The sequence below is a fragment of the Streptomyces sp. NPDC006997 genome, assembly GCF_040635175.1.
Lineage (GTDB): Bacteria > Actinomycetota > Actinomycetes > Streptomycetales > Streptomycetaceae > Streptomyces.
This window is the reverse complement of record NZ_JBEYHH010000010.1, coordinates 144,878-160,732: the sequence shown is the minus strand read 5'-3', so window position 1 is coordinate 160,732 and position 15,855 is coordinate 144,878. Positions and strand designations below refer to the sequence as shown.

Annotated in this window: 18 protein-coding genes; 7 read left to right on the top strand and 11 right to left on the bottom strand. The window is 73.3% G+C overall.

The genetic code is table 11. The features are described 5' to 3' along the window. Positions 1 to 92 precede the first annotated feature (92 nt). Positions 93 to 893 carry a site-2 protease family protein gene (locus ABZ659_RS12860; protein WP_360217373.1) on the top strand — a complete coding sequence of 267 codons (801 nt, stop codon included), beginning with the start codon at positions 93 to 95 and terminating at the stop codon, positions 891 to 893. On the opposite strand, the gene ABZ659_RS12855 is transcribed toward ABZ659_RS12860, so the two are convergent. The 3 genes from ABZ659_RS12855 to ABZ659_RS12845 all read right to left on the bottom strand — a co-directional run bounded on the left by ABZ659_RS12855 (position 883) and on the right by ABZ659_RS12845 (position 2,982). Further along, positions 883 to 1,068, bottom strand: a complete 186-nt coding sequence (locus ABZ659_RS12855; RefSeq protein WP_360217370.1) for a hypothetical protein — start codon at positions 1,066 to 1,068, stop codon at positions 883 to 885. The genes ABZ659_RS12860 and ABZ659_RS12855 overlap by 11 nt on opposite strands. Before the next feature lie 81 nt (positions 1,069 to 1,149). Beyond that, on the bottom strand, positions 1,150 to 1,866 hold the full coding sequence (gene npdG / locus ABZ659_RS12850; RefSeq protein WP_360217367.1) for an NADPH-dependent F420 reductase: 717 nt from the start codon (positions 1,864 to 1,866) through the stop codon (positions 1,150 to 1,152). A gap of 33 nt (positions 1,867 to 1,899) precedes the next feature. Then, entirely contained in the window at positions 1,900 to 2,982 is a 1,083-nt protein-coding gene (locus ABZ659_RS12845) for a sialidase family protein (RefSeq protein WP_360217364.1), read from the bottom strand. Positions 2,983 to 3,095: 113 nt separating this feature from the next. Between ABZ659_RS12845 and ABZ659_RS12840 the strand changes: the two genes are divergently transcribed. Next, a complete protein-coding gene (locus tag ABZ659_RS12840) occupies positions 3,096 to 3,698 on the top strand; it encodes a hypothetical protein (RefSeq protein ID WP_360217361.1) in 603 nt (200 codons plus the stop codon). 225 nt (positions 3,699 to 3,923) lie between these two features. Here ABZ659_RS12840 and ABZ659_RS12835 read toward each other — a convergent pair whose 3' ends face one another. Continuing rightward, a complete protein-coding gene (locus ABZ659_RS12835) occupies positions 3,924 to 4,148 on the bottom strand; it encodes a hypothetical protein (protein WP_360217358.1) in 225 nt (74 codons plus the stop codon). 58 nt (positions 4,149 to 4,206) lie between these two features. On the opposite strand from ABZ659_RS12835, the gene map reads away from it, so the two are divergent. Next, on the top strand, positions 4,207 to 5,064 hold the full coding sequence (gene map, locus ABZ659_RS12830) for a type I methionyl aminopeptidase (protein WP_360217355.1): 858 nt from the start codon (positions 4,207 to 4,209) through the stop codon (positions 5,062 to 5,064). A 99-nt stretch (positions 5,065 to 5,163) separates the two neighbouring features. On the opposite strand, the gene ABZ659_RS12825 is transcribed toward map, so the two are convergent. Together ABZ659_RS12825 and ABZ659_RS12820 are read right to left on the bottom strand one after the other, a co-directional pair. Then, complete coding sequence (locus ABZ659_RS12825; protein WP_360217352.1) at positions 5,164 to 5,367, bottom strand: hypothetical protein; 204 nt, start codon at positions 5,365 to 5,367, stop codon at positions 5,164 to 5,166. A gap of 92 nt (positions 5,368 to 5,459) precedes the next feature. Further along, positions 5,460 to 6,104 carry a PhzF family phenazine biosynthesis protein gene (locus ABZ659_RS12820; protein WP_360217349.1) on the bottom strand — a complete coding sequence of 215 codons (645 nt, stop codon included), beginning with the start codon at positions 6,102 to 6,104 and terminating at the stop codon, positions 5,460 to 5,462. Between the two features lie 259 nt (positions 6,105 to 6,363). Between ABZ659_RS12820 and efeO the strand changes: the two genes are divergently transcribed. From efeO to ABZ659_RS12800, 4 genes are read left to right on the top strand one after another with little or no spacing between them, the layout of a single operon-like run. After that, positions 6,364 to 7,524 carry an iron uptake system protein EfeO gene (efeO, locus tag ABZ659_RS12815; RefSeq protein ID WP_360217340.1) on the top strand — a complete coding sequence of 387 codons (1,161 nt, stop codon included), beginning with the start codon at positions 6,364 to 6,366 and terminating at the stop codon, positions 7,522 to 7,524. A 17-nt stretch (positions 7,525 to 7,541) separates the two neighbouring features. Further along, a complete protein-coding gene (gene efeB, locus ABZ659_RS12810; RefSeq protein ID WP_360217337.1) occupies positions 7,542 to 8,789 on the top strand; it encodes an iron uptake transporter deferrochelatase/peroxidase subunit in 1,248 nt (415 codons plus the stop codon). Positions 8,790 to 8,792: 3 nt separating this feature from the next. Beyond that, positions 8,793 to 9,656: an iron uptake transporter permease EfeU gene (efeU, locus tag ABZ659_RS12805; RefSeq protein WP_360217334.1), complete on the top strand. Its 864-nt coding sequence runs from the start codon at positions 8,793 to 8,795 to the stop codon at positions 9,654 to 9,656. Then, positions 9,625 to 10,617 carry a hypothetical protein gene (locus ABZ659_RS12800; protein WP_360217331.1) on the top strand — a complete coding sequence of 331 codons (993 nt, stop codon included), beginning with the start codon at positions 9,625 to 9,627 and terminating at the stop codon, positions 10,615 to 10,617. Before efeU ends, ABZ659_RS12800 begins: the two co-directional genes overlap by 32 nt. Before the next feature lie 15 nt (positions 10,618 to 10,632). Here the strand turns inward: ABZ659_RS12800 and ABZ659_RS12795 are convergent, their stop codons facing one another. The 5 genes from ABZ659_RS12795 to ABZ659_RS12775 form a co-directional block, all read right to left on the bottom strand. Further along, positions 10,633 to 11,364, bottom strand: coding sequence for a bifunctional DNA primase/polymerase (locus tag ABZ659_RS12795; RefSeq protein ID WP_360217328.1), 732 nt, complete (start codon positions 11,362 to 11,364; stop codon positions 10,633 to 10,635). 137 nt (positions 11,365 to 11,501) lie between these two features. After that, the gene (locus ABZ659_RS12790; RefSeq protein ID WP_360217325.1) at positions 11,502 to 12,131 is read right to left on the bottom strand and encodes a TetR/AcrR family transcriptional regulator; all 630 of its coding nucleotides are present in this window, start codon (positions 12,129 to 12,131) and stop codon (positions 11,502 to 11,504) included. 92 nt (positions 12,132 to 12,223) lie between these two features. Then, entirely contained in the window at positions 12,224 to 13,252 is a 1,029-nt protein-coding gene (locus ABZ659_RS12785; RefSeq protein WP_360217322.1) for a small ribosomal subunit Rsm22 family protein, read from the bottom strand. A gap of 142 nt (positions 13,253 to 13,394) precedes the next feature. Beyond that, positions 13,395 to 14,588, bottom strand: coding sequence for a serine hydrolase domain-containing protein (locus ABZ659_RS12780; protein WP_360217319.1), 1,194 nt, complete (start codon positions 14,586 to 14,588; stop codon positions 13,395 to 13,397). Beyond that, positions 14,540 to 15,853 (bottom strand): multidrug effflux MFS transporter, encoded by a 1,314-nt coding sequence (locus tag ABZ659_RS12775; protein WP_360217316.1) that lies wholly within the window; start codon positions 15,851 to 15,853, stop codon positions 14,540 to 14,542. Before ABZ659_RS12775 ends, ABZ659_RS12780 begins: the two co-directional genes overlap by 49 nt. Positions 15,854 to 15,855 lie beyond the last annotated feature (2 nt).

Genomic DNA, 15,855 nt, shown 5'->3' with positions numbered 1-15,855 from the left:
CCGGGACGTTCTCCCCCAGAACCCGCGGGACGTTCTCCCCCGGTCACCTGTACGGTCGACCCGACACCCCGGTCCCCCCTGTCAGGAGCCCCATGACCACCGCCACCGCCCGCCCCGGCGACCGGCGTATCAGCCCCGTCTTCCTCGGGATCCTCGTCGTCGCCGCGGTGACCGGCTGGGCGACCTGGACCGGGTTCGCCGCGGAGCCCGGGGTCGCCGTGTTCCTGTTCGTGACGGCGGCCTGGGTCGTCTCGCTCTGCCTGCACGAGTACGCGCACGCGCGCACCGCCCTGCACAGCGGGGACATCTCGATCGGCGCGAAGGGCTACCTCACGCTGAACCCGCTGAAGTACACGCACGCGCTGCTGAGCGTCGTGCTGCCGGTGGTGTTCGTGATCATGGGCGGGATCGGTCTGCCGGGCGGCGCGGTGTTCATCGAGCGGGGCCGGATCCAGGGCCGCTGGAAGCACAGTCTGATCTCGGCGGCGGGCCCGCTGACGAACGTGCTGTTCGCCCTCGTGTGCACGGCGCCGTTCTGGCTGGACGCCCTGGACGGCATGCCCCGCGACTTCCGCTTCGCGCTCGCCTTCCTCGCCCTGCTCCAGGTGACCGCGGCGATCCTGAACTTCCTGCCGGTGCCGGGCCTGGACGGCTACGGCGTCGTCGAGCCCTGGCTGTCGTACGACGTCCGGCGGCAGGTGGAGCCGTTCGCCCCGTTCGGGCTGCTGTTCGTGTTCGCGCTGCTCTGGCTCCCGGCGCTGAACGGCGCGTTCTTCGACCTGGTCGACGCGGTCCTGCGCGGCATGGGCGTCGACGACGTCGACACCTACTGCGGTTTCGAGCTGTACCGCTTCTGGCAGGGCGGCGACGACTTCTGCTCGGTCACTCCGTGACGGACGCGCGCCGCTCGGCCTGGCCGCGCTTCAGGTAGTACCACCACATGTTGGACGACAGTCCCGCGAGCAGCACCCACACCACCCCCAGCCAGCTGCCCCGCACGAAGGACAGCACGGCCGCGGCGGTGGCGAGGACGCACACGACGAGGGCGTACACAGCGAGACGAGGCATGGCGGCGGGCTCCTGTCGGGGACACGGTGGGACGGCGGCCGGGTCGCGGTCCGCCGCTGCCCACCAGTGTCCCCCATGGGGTCACACGTCCGTGACGCGGAGTCCGGCGTGGGCCTTGTAGCGGCGGTTCACGGAGATCAGGTTGGCGACCAGCGACTCCACCTGGTGGGCGTTGCGCAGCCGCCCGGCGAAGACGCCCCGCATCCCGGGGATGCGCCCGGCGAGCGCCTGCACCGTCTCGACGTCGGCGCGCTCCTCGCCCAGCACCATCACGTCGGTGTCGATCTCGTCGATCTCCGGGTCCTGGAGCAGCACGGCGGACAGGTGGTGGAAGGCGGCCGTGACCCGGGAGTCCGGCAGCAGGGCGGCGGCCTGCTCGGCGGCGCTGCCCTCCTCCGGCTTCAGGGCGTAGGCGCCCTTCTTGTCGAAGCCGAGCGGGTTGACGCAGTCCACGACCAGCTTGCCGGCCAGCTCCGCGCGCAGGGACTCCAGGGTCGTGCCGTGGCCCTCCCACGGCACGGCGACGATCACGATGTCGGCGCGCCGCGCGCACTCGGCGTTGTCGGCGCCCTCGACGCCGTGGCCCAGCTCCTCGGCGGCGGCCCTGGCGCGCTCCTCGGCCCGCGAACCGATGATCACCTTCTGTCCGGCCCTGGCGAGCCGGTAGGCCAGGCCCTTGCCCTGCGGCCCGGTCCCGCCGAGCACCCCGACGACCAGACCGGAGACGTCGGGCAGGTCCCAGGGATCCTTGGCGGGGGCCTTCGCGGGCTTCTGTGCGGCACTGTCGGTAGAGGTCATGGGCCGACTCTACGGCCGGGCCGCACGGAGGGCTCAGGTGAACCGCGTCACGGGGAGGGCGTGGAAGGCGATGCGCTCGTACTGTCCGAAGTCGCCGGTCTCGTACAGCAGTCCGACGGTGTCCGGGTCGACGCGGACCAGGTCGGAGTAGGCCGCGGGCAGCCCGTCGACGGTGTGGGCGGTCCGCCAGGTGGTGCCGCCGTCGGTGGAGGCGCGCACGGTCATCAGCGCCCGGTGGCCGGGGTCGGCGGGGCCGGAGTAGAGCAGCACGTCGGGGTCGCCCAGGTGCAGCACGCTGCCCTGGCAGACCGGTCCGGTGAGCCCCGCCTGCGGGCGGAAGGGCCGTACGAGGGTGCGTCCGCCGTCGGCCGAGTGGGCGTCGGCGCGGTTGCCGGGCGAGCGTGAGTCGTTGCGGGTGTTGAAGTAGACGCGCCCGTCGGGCAGTTCGGCGGCGGTGGTCTCGTTGGCGTTGATGTAGCCGTCGGTGTCCTGGTCCAGGTAGCCGAGGTACCAGCTCTCCCCGCGGTCGTCGCTGAGCAGGCAGTGGCCGCCGTTGTAGTGCGGCTCGGCGCCGGTGTCGGAGCCCTCCGGGGGGAGGGTGTGGTTGCCGGGGACGACGACCCGGCCGGTGCTGAGCTGGATGCCGTGCCCGGGGGTGGTGGCGTACCAGCGCCAGCCGGGCTGCTTGACCTGCCCGGTGATCTCCCGGGACGGGGACCAGGTCAGCCCCGCGTCGTCGCTGTGCCGCACCCACACCCGGCGCCCGTCGGCCTCGGCGACCTTGCCGTGCCGGATCAGGTCCTCGGAGGCGTCGGCGGCGGAGCGGACGTGGACGAGGAGGACCCGTCCGTCGTCGAGGACGACCGGCGCGGGGTTCCCGGCGAGGTCCGTCCCGTTGGCGGCGACCACCTGGAGCGGCCCCCAGGTGCGGCCCCCGTCCGTGGACCGCTTCATGACGACGTCGACGCGGCCCCAGTCCCGCGCGGACTCCATCCGCCCCTCGCAGAAGGCGAGCAGGGTGCCCGGCCCGGTGGCGACCACGGCGGGGATGCGGTAGCTGGCGTACCCCTCCCGCCCGGCGGTGAACGGGACGGTGGCGACGGGGGTCTCCGACATGCGCGGCTCCTCGGCTCCTGGAATTGACGACGGTCCGGCAGGACTGCCCGTTCTGGGCGAATTCGGGGTGAACTCGGGGTCAAGAGTGTCCCGTTACGGCAGGATGCGTTCGCATGGATGCCGTACGTGTCGCGCTGTTGCGGGAAGTGCTGGCCGGGACCGAGTGGCTGGGGGCCACCCGGAGATTCGCGGGGGCGCTGCGCGGGTCGGTGGTGTCGCACGGCGGCGGGCTGCTGCTGGTCGGCACCCCGGAGTACGAGCCCTGGCACCTGGCGGCCCACCTGGTGGACGAGGCGGCCTGGTCGGGGACGCCGGAGCTGGCGCCGACGCTGGTGCGGCACGGCGCGCGTCCCACGGACCCCGCGCACCTGGCGGTGGGGCTCGGCAGGATCGAGGCGGCGAAGCGGGGCGAGACGCTGCTGGTGGTGGCGGACCGGGAGCCCGGCGGGGCGCTGCTGGAGCGGGTGCACGACGCCCGCAGGTCGGGGGCGACGGTCCTCGCCCTGGGCTCCGGCGACGAGGGCCTCGCGGCGATGGCGCACGAGGCGCTGCCGGTGCGCGAGGACGCGGAGCTGGACCTGGACACCGTGCAGCACCTGGTGAGCGCGGCGGCGGGCGAGAACCCGCTGCCCTCCCCGACAGGGCGCCGCCGCCTCCGCGACCGCCTCACCCGGCTCGCGGACCAGCTCACGGCACCGCCACCGCCGCGGTGGTGACACGGGCCACCGGAAAAGCCGTTACCCGCGGCGAGTCCTGCGACGGAGAGCATGGATCTTCGTGACCGACGCCCCTCCCGCGGCCCCTCGACCCCCGCGGCCCCCGCGGCCCCCTCGGGCCCGCGTGCCCTGCTGCCCGACCTGACGCGACGTCCGCACCGAGCACGCGGTACGCCTCCGCGCACCGCGCGCGGCCACGGCGGTGTAGGGCCGCCCCCGGGGCCGTCAGTCCTCGTCGCGGCGGGTGGCGTCGTGCCAGCGGGGGTCGTTCTCCCACTCCAGGTTGCGTTCGCGGGCCGTCTGCATGGCGTGTTCGGCCTCCTTGCGGCTCGGGTAGGGACCGAACCGGTCCTTGGCCGGGCACTCCGGACCCTCCTCGACCTTCTGGTGTTCCAGGCAGTAGTACCACTCGCCCGGCTTTCCGACCGTGCGCTTCTTGAACAGGGCCATGACCGGCTCCTTTCGCCAGGGACATGGTGTCGTATGCCCGCTGGTTAGACTCGCTGGCATGTCTGGCCAGTCGCTGCTCGTACCAGGGGAGCTGTCTCCCACCCGTTCCGTACCCGGAAACATCCGCCGTCCCGAGTACGTGGGCAAGCCCGCGCCCACCCCCTACACCGGCCCGGAGGTGCAGACCCCGGAGACCATCGAGGCGATGCGGACCGCGGGGCGGATCGCGGCGCGGGCGATGGCGGAGGCGGCCAAGCTGATCGCCCCCGGCGTCACCACGGACGAACTGGACAAGGTGGCGCACGCGTACATGTGCGACCACGGCGCCTACCCCTCCACCCTCGGCTACCGCGGCTTCCCCAAGTCCCTGTGCACCAGCGTCAACGAGGTCATCTGCCACGGCATCCCGGACTCCACGGTGCTGCGCGACGGCGACATCGTCAACCTGGACGTGACCGCGTACATCGGCGGTGTGCACGGCGACAACAACGCCACCTACCTGGTCGGCGAGGTGGACGAGGAGAGCCGCCTGCTCGTCGAGCGCACCCGCGAGTCGCTGAACCGCGCCATCAAGGCGGTCAGGCCGGGCCGCCAGATCAACGTCATCGGCCGGGTCATCGAGTCGTACGCCAAGCGGTTCGGCTACGGCGTGGTGCGGGACTTCACCGGACACGGCATCAACGCGTCGTTCCACTCCGGCCTGATCATCCCGCACTACGACAGCCCGCACGCGACGACGGTGATCCAGCCCGGCATGACGTTCACGATCGAGCCGATGCTGACCCTGGGCACCCACGAGTACGACATGTGGGACGACGGCTGGACGGTGGTCACCAAGGACCGCAAGCGGACGGCCCAGTTCGAGCACACCCTGGTGGTGACGGACATCGGCGCGGAGATCCTCACCCTCCCGTAGACGGAACGGACGGGCGACCGGAAGACCGACCGGGAGGCCGCCCACAAGCGCAGTCCCCCTCGCGCACTCCACCGTGCGCGAGGGGGACCGTCGTCCCGCTCAGAAGCGGCCGTCGCAGCGGGCGCCGCCCCACTCCACCTCGGCGGTCTCCATCTCGATCTCGCCGTGGTACGGGCTGCACGCGTGCCCGCCGTTGAACGGGTAACGCTGACCGTCGCCGTCGCCGTCACCGGCGGTGGCGGTCGCCGCGCCCGTGGCGGTCAGCGCGGCGGCGAGGACGGCGGTGGCCAGAACAGAACGCATACGCATGGAACACCTCTCGTGGTACGGGTCGGACATGCCCAGAGGTCCCCGTTCGCCACGGCCCGCACACGCGGTTCCACCCGTACGGCCGCTCAGCGCTCCAGCCGGACCCGCCCCCCGACCTCGACCCAGCCGTGCGGCTGCGGCGCGGTCAGGATCTGGGAGCCCAGCCCCTGCGTGATGTTGAGCGCCCGCCCGAGCCGCTCGGTCAGCAGCAGCGCCGCCGCACCGGTCGCCTCGTCCTCCTCCACCCCGTCGCCGCGGCCCGGGAAGGCCCGCGCCCGCACCCGCCCCGCGGCCTCGTCCTCCCAGGCCCAGGCGTACACCCACTCCCCGGCCGGGGGCACCGCCAGCGCCTCCACCTCACGGGCGCTCGGATACCGCCGCAGGGTGCGCGGCGGCACCCACTCCGCCCGCGCCTCGATCCAGCTGAACTCCCCGTCCAGCCGGACCCCGACCGGCCCCGCCCCGGTCACCAGCTCGGGCACGTCGAGCAGCCATCCCACGCCCACGCACGGATGCCCGGCGAAGGGCAGCCGCGTGCCGGGCGTCCAGATGTCGACGACGCCCCGCTCGGGGTCGTCGACGAACACCGTCTCGCTGAACCCCAGCTTCGCCGCCAACGCCTGCCGCTCGTCCGCCCCGGGGACCTGGGACCCCTCCCGGACGACACCGAGTTCATTGCCGTACCCACCGTTCGGCGCACAGAAGACGCGCAGCACGTCGTAGTCAGTCACGTCGGCATTCAAGCACCAACGGGGCGGTCGTCGGCCCGGGACACTTGAACAGCTCTTTGCCTTTTCTTGGCCTTTTTGACCTACCCATGGCATCCCGATTGGTCATCCGTGATCATTTCGCGCTCGTACGCCGTCCATGAGAGCTGAATCACCACACGCGTGGGTAGCCCACAGGTAAGCCTCAGATAAGTTAGGTGAGCCTACCCAATTCCGAGTGACCCCCGTCACACGGCGTAAGAGTCACCCTCATGGAGCCCGTATGCGCGCCGCCCGCCTGACCGTCGCGACCGCCGCCACCGCGGCCGTCCTCGCCGCCGTCTCCGGCTGCACCGAGAAAAGCGGTGCCTCGGACGGCGAGCACGTCATCAACGTGACCGCCACGGACGACGCGTGCGAGGTGTCGAAGACGTCGGTGCCCGCCGGGCACGTCGAACTCGCCATCGAGAACAAGGGCTCCAAGGTCACCGAGGTCTACCTGCTCTTCCCGGACGACCGGGTCGTCACCGAGCGGGAGAACATAGGCCCCGGCACCAAGCAGCGGGTCACCGCCGAGGTGAAGGCCGGTGACTACCGGATCGCCTGCAAGCCCGGCATGAAGGGCAAGGGCATCCGGCAGGACATCAAGGCCACCGGCAAGACCGGCGCCCAGCGCGACCCGCGCCTGGACAAGGCCGTGGCCGAGTACCGCGCCTACGTCCAGCAGCAGGCCGACGAGACGCTGCCGCTCGCCGAGGCGTTCGCCAAGGCGGTCAAGGACGGCGACCTCGCGGCGGCGCGGAAGGCGTACGCGCCCTCCCGCATCGGCTGGGAGCGCACCGAGCCCGTCGCGGAGTCCTTCGGCGACCTCGACCCGAAGGTCGACGTCCGCGAGGACGGCCTGGAGGACGGCCAGGACCCGGCCACCGACTGGACCGGCTGGCACCGGCTGGAGAAGGCCCTGTGGGCGGAGAAGAAGATCGGCGACCGGGAGAAGGAACTCGCCGACCAGCTGATCACGGACCTGGAGGAGTGGCAGGACCGGGTCGGCAGCGCCGAGATCACCCCGACCTCCATGGCCAACGGCGCCAAAGAACTCCTCGACGAGGTCGCCACCGGCAAGGTCACCGGCGAGGAGGAGCGCTACTCCCACACCGACCTCGTCGACTTCAAGGCCAACGTCGAGGGCGCGCAGAAGTCGTACGAGCTGCTCAAGCCGGTCGCGCAGGAGAACGACAAGGCGCTCACCACCGAGCTGGACCGGCAGTTCGCCGCGCTGAACACGCTGCTGGACGACTACCGCCAGGACCGCGGCGACAAGGAGTCGTACGACTTCACCCCGTACGACGAGGTCGGGGCCGCCGACCGCAAGAAGCTGTCGGACGCGGTCAACGCGCTCGCGGAGCCGCTGTCCATGCTCGCCGCCGCCGTCGTGGTCAAGTAAGTCAGGAGGGAACGCACGTGGCTGAGACTCCGCGACCCAAGGACCCCTCCCGGCGGGCGCTGATCGGCTGGGGCGGTGCCGGGCTCGCGCTCGGGGCCGCCGCCGGGGGCGGTGGAGCCGCCATGGCGCTCGGCGGTGACGACGTCGCCCCGGCCGCCGAGGCGGGCGCCGCCGTCGCCTTCCACGGCGCCCACCAGGCGGGCATCGCCACGCCCGTGCAGGACCGGCTGCACTTCGCCGCGTTCGACGTGCGCACCGAGGACCGCGCCGCCTTCGTCCAGCTGCTGAAGGACTGGACCGAGGCCGCGCGGCTGATGACCGCCGGGCACCCGGTCGGCGAGGGCGCGTACGGCGGACCCGCCGAGGCGCCCCCGGACGACACCGGCGAGGCGCTGGGCCTCAAGCCGTCCCGGCTGACCCTCACCATCGGCTTCGGGCCGTCGCTGTTCGAGAAGTTCGGCCTGGCCGACCGGCGCCCCGAGGCCCTGGTCGACCTGCCGAAGTTCCCCGGCGACAACCTCGACCGGAACCGCAGCGGCGGCGACCTGTGCGTGCAGGCGTGCGCCGACGACCCGCAGGTGGCGGTGCACGCCATCCGCAACCTGGCCCGCATCGGCTTCGGCCGGGCCGCCATCCGCTGGTCGCAGCTCGGCTTCGGCAAGACGTCGTCCACGACGCCCGACGAGCAGACCCCGCGCAACCTCATGGGGTTCAAGGACGGCACCCGCAACATCGCGGGCACCGAGACGGACCGGCTGGAGAAGTTCGTCTGGGTCGGCGAGAAGGAGGGGCCGCGGTGGATGACCGGCGGCTCCTACCTCGTCGCCCGCCGCATCCGGATGCACATCGAGACCTGGGACCGCACCTCCCTCCAAGAGCAGGAGGACATCTTCGGCCGCGACAAGGGCGAGGGCGCCCCGGTCGGCAAGGCCAGGGAGCGCGACGAGCCGTTCCTGAAGGCGATGAAGCCCGACGCGCACGTGCGGCTCGCGCACCCCGACTCCAACGACGGGGCGACCCTGCTGCGCCGCGGCTACTCCTTCACCGACGGCACCGACGGACTCGGCCGCCTGGACGCGGGCCTGTTCTTCCTCGCCTACCAGCGCGACCCGCGCACCGGGTTCATCCCCGTCCAGCGCAGCCTGGCCACGGACGCGCTCAACGAGTACATCCAGCACGTCGGTTCGGCCGTCTTCGCCATTCCGCCGGGCGTGACCGACAGCGACGACTGGTGGGGCCGGACCCTGCTGACCGAGGAGGCGTGACGGATGTTCTCCAACTACCTGATCGGACTGCGGGAGGGCCTGGAAGCCTCCCTCGTCGTCTGCATCCTCATCGCCTACCTCGTCAAGACCGGCCGCCGGGACGCGATCCGCCCGATCTGGATCGGCATCGGCGTCGCGGTGGCGCTCTCCCTCGGCTTCGGCAGCGCCCTGGAGTACGGCTCCCAGGAGCTGACCTTCGAGGCGCAGGAGGCGCTCGGCGGCTCGCTGTCGATCCTCGCGGTGGTCCTGGTGACCTGGATGGTGTTCTGGATGCGCCGCACCGCCCGCCACCTCAGGTCCGAACTGCACGGCAAGCTCGACGCCGCCCTCCAGCTCGGCACCGGCGCGCTGGTCGCCACCGCGTTCCTCGCGGTGGGCCGGGAGGGCCTGGAGACCGCGCTGTTCGTGTGGGCGTCGGTGCACGCCGCGAGCGACGGCACCCCGCGCCCGCTGGTCGGCGTCGCGCTGGGCCTGGCGACGGCGGTGCTGCTCGGCTGGCTGTTCTACCGGGGCGCCCTGCGCATCAACCTGGCCAGGTTCTTCACCTGGACCGGCGGCATGTTGGTGGTCGTCGCGGCGGGCGTGCTGGCGTACGGCGTCCACGACCTCCAGGAGGCCGACTGGGTGCCGGGCCTGACGGACCTCGCCTTCGACATCAGCGGCACCATCGATCCGTCCAGCTGGTACGGCACCCTGCTCAAGGGCGTGTTCAACTTCCAGCCCGACCCGACCGTCCTCCAGGTCACGGTGTGGCTGCTGTACCTCGTCCCGGCGCTCACGCTGTTCCTCGCCCCGGTAGGGTTCGCCTCCGGGAAGGGGAAGGTGAAGGAACCGGATGACCAGGGATCGCAGCCGTCGCGGGCGTGACCGGAACGCACTCATAGCCGCCTCGGTGACCGCTTTGTCGCTGACGGCGAGCGGTTGTGTGGTGGTGCACGGCGAGCGCGAGGTGCTGCCCGCCACGACGAAGGCCGAAGCAGCCGAGGCGCTACGGGAGTTCACCGCCGCCTACAACGACGCCGACGAGGCGTACGACACCTCCCTCGACGCCGACCACGTCACCGGGCCCTTCGCCGACATCGACGAGGCCCGGCTGACGGCCGGTCGCGCCAACCACCCCGGCGGCAACCCGCGGCACACCCCGCTGGAGCTGACGGACGCCAGGTTCACCATCCCGAAGAAGGCGGGCTGGCCCCGCTGGTTCCTCGCCGACGCCGAGGGCAACAAGGGCGGTTCGGCGCGCTGGCTGCTGGTGTTCACCCGGGACTCGCTGGACGAGCGCTGGCAGGTGTCGTTCCTGACGCTGGTCGCGCCCGGCAAGGTCCCCGCGTTCAGGACCGACGCGGACGGCTGGGCGGAGCCGGTGGACGCCGACAGCGCCGGACTGGCCGTCAACCCGGCGAGGCTGAGCGCGGAGTACGTGTCCTACCTCAAGGACGGCGGCGACACCTTCGCGCCCGGCACGCACACCAGCGCCTGGCGCGACACCCGGGAGAAGAACGCCACACGGCCCGGCCTCGCGACGCAGTACATCGACGAGCCGCTCACCAACGGCGACTACGCGCCGGTCGGCCTGCGCACCGAGGACGGCGGCGCGCTGGTCTTCTTCACCACCCGCCACTTCGAGAAGCAGACGGCCGCCCCCGGCACCGAGGTGCCCACCCCCAACGACAGCGTGCTGGCCCTGACGAAGGGCGAGATCAAGCAGTCCCTGACGTTGGAGTTCGTCTCCACCGAGGCCGCCCTCGACCCGCCCGCGGACGGGGCCGGGGACCAGGTGACCATGGTGGGTCGCGTCCAGGGGGTCACGACGGCGCGGGGCGAGTGACGTACGGCCCGTGCCTCAGCGGCGGGAGGGCCAGGCGCCGTTCGGGTCGGGGTGCTCGGCGGCGTGGCGGGCGCAGGCGTCCGTGAGGTGTTCCAGGAGGCTCAGCGGGTCCGGCAGGGCGTGCTCGGGGCCGCGTACCCAGTGCACGTCGAGGCCGTCGCCGGGGAGCCGGGACGGGGGGACGAGGACGTAGGAGCCGCGGCAGTGCCAGCGCAGGCCGGGGTGCTCGTCCATGGTCTCGGGGTGGCAGTCCAGCTCGCAGGGCCACCACTCGTCCTCGTCCTCGGGGGTGCCGCGGGTGAGGGTGAAGAAGAGCATCCGGCCGTCGCCGGTCTCGGCCACCGGGCCGACCTCGACGCCGTCGGCGAGGAGCCGCGCCAGCGCCGCGTTCCCGGCGTCGAGGGGGACGTCGAGGACGTCGTGGACCATGCCGGTCGCGGTGATGAAGTTGGCCTGCGGCTGGTGCCGGGCCCAGCGCTCGATCTGCGCGCGGTCGGTCGTGGACTGCGTCTGCCAGGCGAACGACACCGGGTGCCGGGCCGGGGTGGGACAGCCGACCCGGTCGCAGGAGCAGCGGTAGTCGGGGGCGGGGTGCGCGGCGGGCGCCAGCGGCAGTCCCGCGGCGGCGGCGGCGAGCAGCAGGTCCTCACGGCCACCGTCACCGGCGGCCTCCTTCGGTCGGCGTCCGCGCAGCCACTGGGAGAGCCTGCTCTGCCGGCCGGTGCGACCGCCGTACTCCGCGCTCATCTATCCCCTCGCCTCGCCGTCGTGCCGTCAACGTGCCCATGGTCCCACCATCCTGCGCCCTGGGGAGCCACAGTCCCCAACCGGGGACGGGGGTACGAGAGATACCCCACACCCGCGACCGGGGCCGTTACCCGGCGTCAGCGGGGTGCGAGGCCGCCGAGGGCGTAGTCGACGAGAGTGTCCGTGTAGGCGTGGGAGATGGGTCCGGTGCGCTGGAGCCAGCGCTGGGCGAGCGGGGAGACGAGGAGTTCCAGGGCGATGCGCGGGTCCACGTCCGGGCGCACCTGACCGGCGTCCTGGGCGGCGCGCAGCCGTCGTACGTAGAGCTGGAGCTGGGGTTCGAGGAGGGCGGCGACGAACCGGCGGCCGAGCGCCTCGTTGACGACGCCCTCGGCGGCCAGGGCCCGGCTCGGGACCTCGAAGCGGGGGTCGAGCAGTTCGTCGACGGTGGCGCGCAGGACGGCCTTGAGGTCGGCGGCGAGGTCGCCGGTGTCCGGGATGCCGTACTCGTCGGTGCCGTCGGCGGCCTGTTCGGCGGCCTGTGCGCTGAGGTCGAGGAACGCCTCCAGCAGGACGTCCGCCTTCGAGGACCACCAGCGGTAGATGGTCTGCTTGCCCACCCCGGCGCGGGCGGCGATCCCCTCGACGGTCGTCCTGGCGTAGCCGACCTCCCCGACGAGGGCGAGCGCGGCGTCGTAGATGGCGCGGCGGGACTTCTCGCTGCGGCGGGTGGCGTCGGGGCGGGGCGGGGCGGGGTTCTGGGCCATGGCCTCGAATCTAGCAAGGGGGCAAGACGCCGCGTCTCGCCTCAGGGGTCCTTTCACCATGAGCGACCCGGCCGGGCACAGGGAGAGGACCCTCAGTCGCCGGGGTCCGCCGCGGGCGGCCAGGCGTCCCCCCAGTCGGCGTCGCGGGCGGCCCGGTAGAGCGGGCCGTGGCGCTTGGTCACGGTCGTGCGCCGCAGGCCCGGCTCCGTCTCGCACAGGTCGAGCAGCACCTGGCCCTTGCGGAGCTGCGGCCTGCGGACGACGCGGGCGGTGGCCGGGGCGGGCGGGAAGCGGGTGGCGGCGACGTAGGAGAACTTCTCGTCCTCGTAGGCGAGGGAGCCGCCCTTGACCTGGCGGTGCAGGGAGGACCGGCTGACCCGGGCCGAGAAGTGGCACCAGTCGGTGCCGGGGACGATGGGGCAGGCGGCGCTGTGCGGGCACGGCGCGGCGATGTGGAACCCGGCGGTGACGAGGCGGTCGCGGGCCTCGACGAGGCGGGCGTAGCCGTCGGGGGTGCCGGGCTCGACGATGACGACGGCCTGTCCGGCGGACGCGGCGGCGTCGACCACGGCGGCGCGGTCGGGCGCGGTCAGCTCGTTGAGGACGTAGGAGACCGTGACGAGGTCGGCGTCGTCGAGGGTGAGCGCCGCCCCGATCCGCGCACGCTGCCAGCGCACGTCCCGCGACCCGGGGTCGGCGGCGGCGATCTCCCGCCCGAGGGCGAGCGCGGGTTCGGCCCAGTCCAGCACGGTCACCGCCCGCGCCCTGGGCCACACCGCCCCGGCCGCCCAGACCGCCGCGCCGGTGCCGCCGCCGACGTCGACGTGCCGGTCCGGTGCCCAGCCGGGCACGGCCGCCGCGAGCTCCGTGAGCGCCGAGCTGACCGCGGCGAAGGTCGCGGGCATCCGGTACGCCGCGTACGCCACCACGTCCGCGCGGTCCCGCAGGATCGGCGCGTCGGTCGGGGTGCGCCCCCGGTAGCTGGCGATCAGCCGCTCCACGGCCCCCGCGGCCTGCCGTGGCGGCAGCCCGTCGAGCAGCCCGGCGAGCGCGTCCCGCAGGGTCTCCGCCGAGGGCACGGGCGGGGAGGCGGAGTCGGGGGTGGGCACGGGTACGTTCACCCGGCGATTCTCTCAGGTCCCCGGCGCCGCCCTCCCGCCCCCGGCCCACCTCCGGACGCGACCCGGAGCCGCCCCCGCCGCCTCCGACGCCCAGCGGCGCCCTCCCGACCCCGGCCGCCTCCGGACGGCACCCGGCGTCCCCTCAGACCCCCCGCACCGGCCCCGCCGCCCGCACCGCGCGGGCCACCCGGGTTCCCGCCGCCGCCCTCGGGCGGCTGTCCGCCGGGCGGCGTCTCGGGTGGACGGTGTTGGCGAGGAGGACGAGGTAGGTGTCCGTCTCCGGGTCCAGGACGAGGGACGTGCCGGTGAAGCCCGTGTGCCCGGCCGCGCCCCGGCCCGCCAGCTCGCCCATGAACCACGGCGCGTCCAGCGCGAAGCCCAGGCCGGGCGGGGTGAGCAGCAGTTCCACGAAGTCGGGGCCGAGGATGCGCGCGGGCCCGTAGCCGCCGCCCGCGAGGAGCGCCCGGCAGAACACCGCGAGGTCCCGGCCGGTGGAGAACAGCCCGGCGTGCCCGGCGACCCCGCCGAGCACCCAGGCGTTCTCGTCGTGGACGACGCCCCGCAGCATCCCCCGGTCCGCCTTGGCCCACGGCCGCCGCTGGTCCTCGGTGGCGGCGGCGCCGGGGCAGGGCCCGAAGCGGGTGGCCGCCATGCCGAGGGGGCGGGTGATGCCGTCGCGGACCAGGACGTCCAGGGGGCGCCCGGTGACGCGTTCGAGGACGTACTGCAGGAGGAGCAGGTTCAGGTCGGAGTAGCGGTAGGTGCCGGGCTCGGTGTCCGGGGCCTCGGCGCGCAGCAGCGCGAGGCGTTCGGCGTGGTCGGCGCAGTCGTACAGGGGCAGTTCGGGGCGGAGCCCGGAGGTGTGGGTGAGGAGGTGGCGGACGGTGGTGCCGTGCCGGGCGGCGGCGTGGAACTCGGGGAGGTAGTCGCCGACGCGGGCGTCGATGCCGAGGGTGCCCCGCTCGATCTGCTGGACGGCGGCGACGGCGGTGAACAGCTTGGTGAGGGAGGCCAGGTCGAAGGGGGTGTCGACGGTCATCGGCACCCGCTCCCCCGGCGGCAGTTCGACGCCCCGGTCGGCCACCGGGTCGTAGGCGGCGTACCGCACGGCCCAGCCCGCCGCCTCCTCGACGGCGAGCACCGGGCCGCGCCCGGCGACCACGACGGCGCCCGCCGCCCAGGGGTGGTCGCCGGTGGTGAGGCGCTGCACCCCACGGACCAGGCGGCGCAGTTCGGCGGGGTCGAGTCCGGCCCGCTCGGGGGTGCCGCCTCGCAGTCTCGGCGCGCTCAGCTGTCTGCTCCCTCCAGGCTCGGGCGGCCCCGCCACGGACGGCACATGCCGACGAAGAAGGCCACGCCCACCAGTGTGGCGGTCAACTGCGTGACGGCCATCGGTACGGCGGTGTGTTCCCCGGCGATCCCGACGAGCGGGGAGACGACCGCGCCGACGAGGAACCCGGAGGTGCCGAGCAGCGCGGACGCGGACCCGGCGGCGTGCCGCACCCGCAGCAGCGCCAGCGTCTGGGTGTTGGGCAGGGTGACGCCCATCGCGGACATCAGCACGAACAGCGCGGCGGCGACCGGCACCAGGCCGACGTCGCCGAAGACGCCGAGGGTCATCAGCAGCAGCGCGCCGGCGGCGGTCACGACGATGCCGAGGCCGACGGCGAGCACCCGGTCCAGCCGGACCCGGCCGACGAGCACCCGGCCGTTGAGCTGCCCGGCGGCGACCAGGCCGATGGAGTTGAGGCCGAACAGCAGGCTGAACGTCTGCGGGGAGGCGCCGTAGATCTCCTGGACGACGAAGGGCGAGGCGGAGACGTAGGCGAAGAGGGCGGCGAAGGTGAAGGCGCCGCAGAACATGTAGCCGGTGAAGGGCGGGTCGGCGAGGAGGGCGCGGACGGCGCGCAGGGTCTCGCCGATGCCGCCGGAGTGGCGGTCGGCGGGCGGCAGGGTCTCCGGCAGCCGGAACCAGACGACGGCGGTGAGCAGTGCCCCGACGACGGTGAGCAGGACGAACACGCCCCGCCAGTCGGTCGCCCGGAGGATCTGCCCGCCGATGAGCGGCGCGATGATCGGGGCGACGCCGGAGATCAGCATCAGGGTGGAGAAGAAGCGGGCCATGGCCATGCCGTCGTAGAGGTCGCGGACGACGGCGCGGGCGATGACGATACCGGCGGCGCCCGCGAGCCCCTGCACCAGCCGGAAGGCGACGAGGGTCTCGACCGTGGGCGCGAAGGCGCACAGGGCGGTGGCGGCGACATAGCACGCGAGGCCGACGAGCAGCGGGCGGCGGCGTCCCCAGCGGTCGCTCATCGGGCCGACCACGAGCTGTCCGAGCGCCATCCCGGCCAGGCAGGTGGTGAGGGTGAGCTGCACGGTGGCGGCGGGGGCGCGCAGGGAGCTGGTGACCTCGGGCAGCGCCGGGAGGTACATGTCCATCGCCAGCGGGGGCGTGGCGGTGAGTCCGCCGAGGACCAGGGTGACGAGGAGGGAGGTGCGGCGCGGGGAGCGCGGCACACCTTCCTCCAGCGCCCGCAACCCGCTTGTTTTGTCTGTTACTTCTGATACGTCCGGTATCGATGCCCCTGGTTCGGGCATGT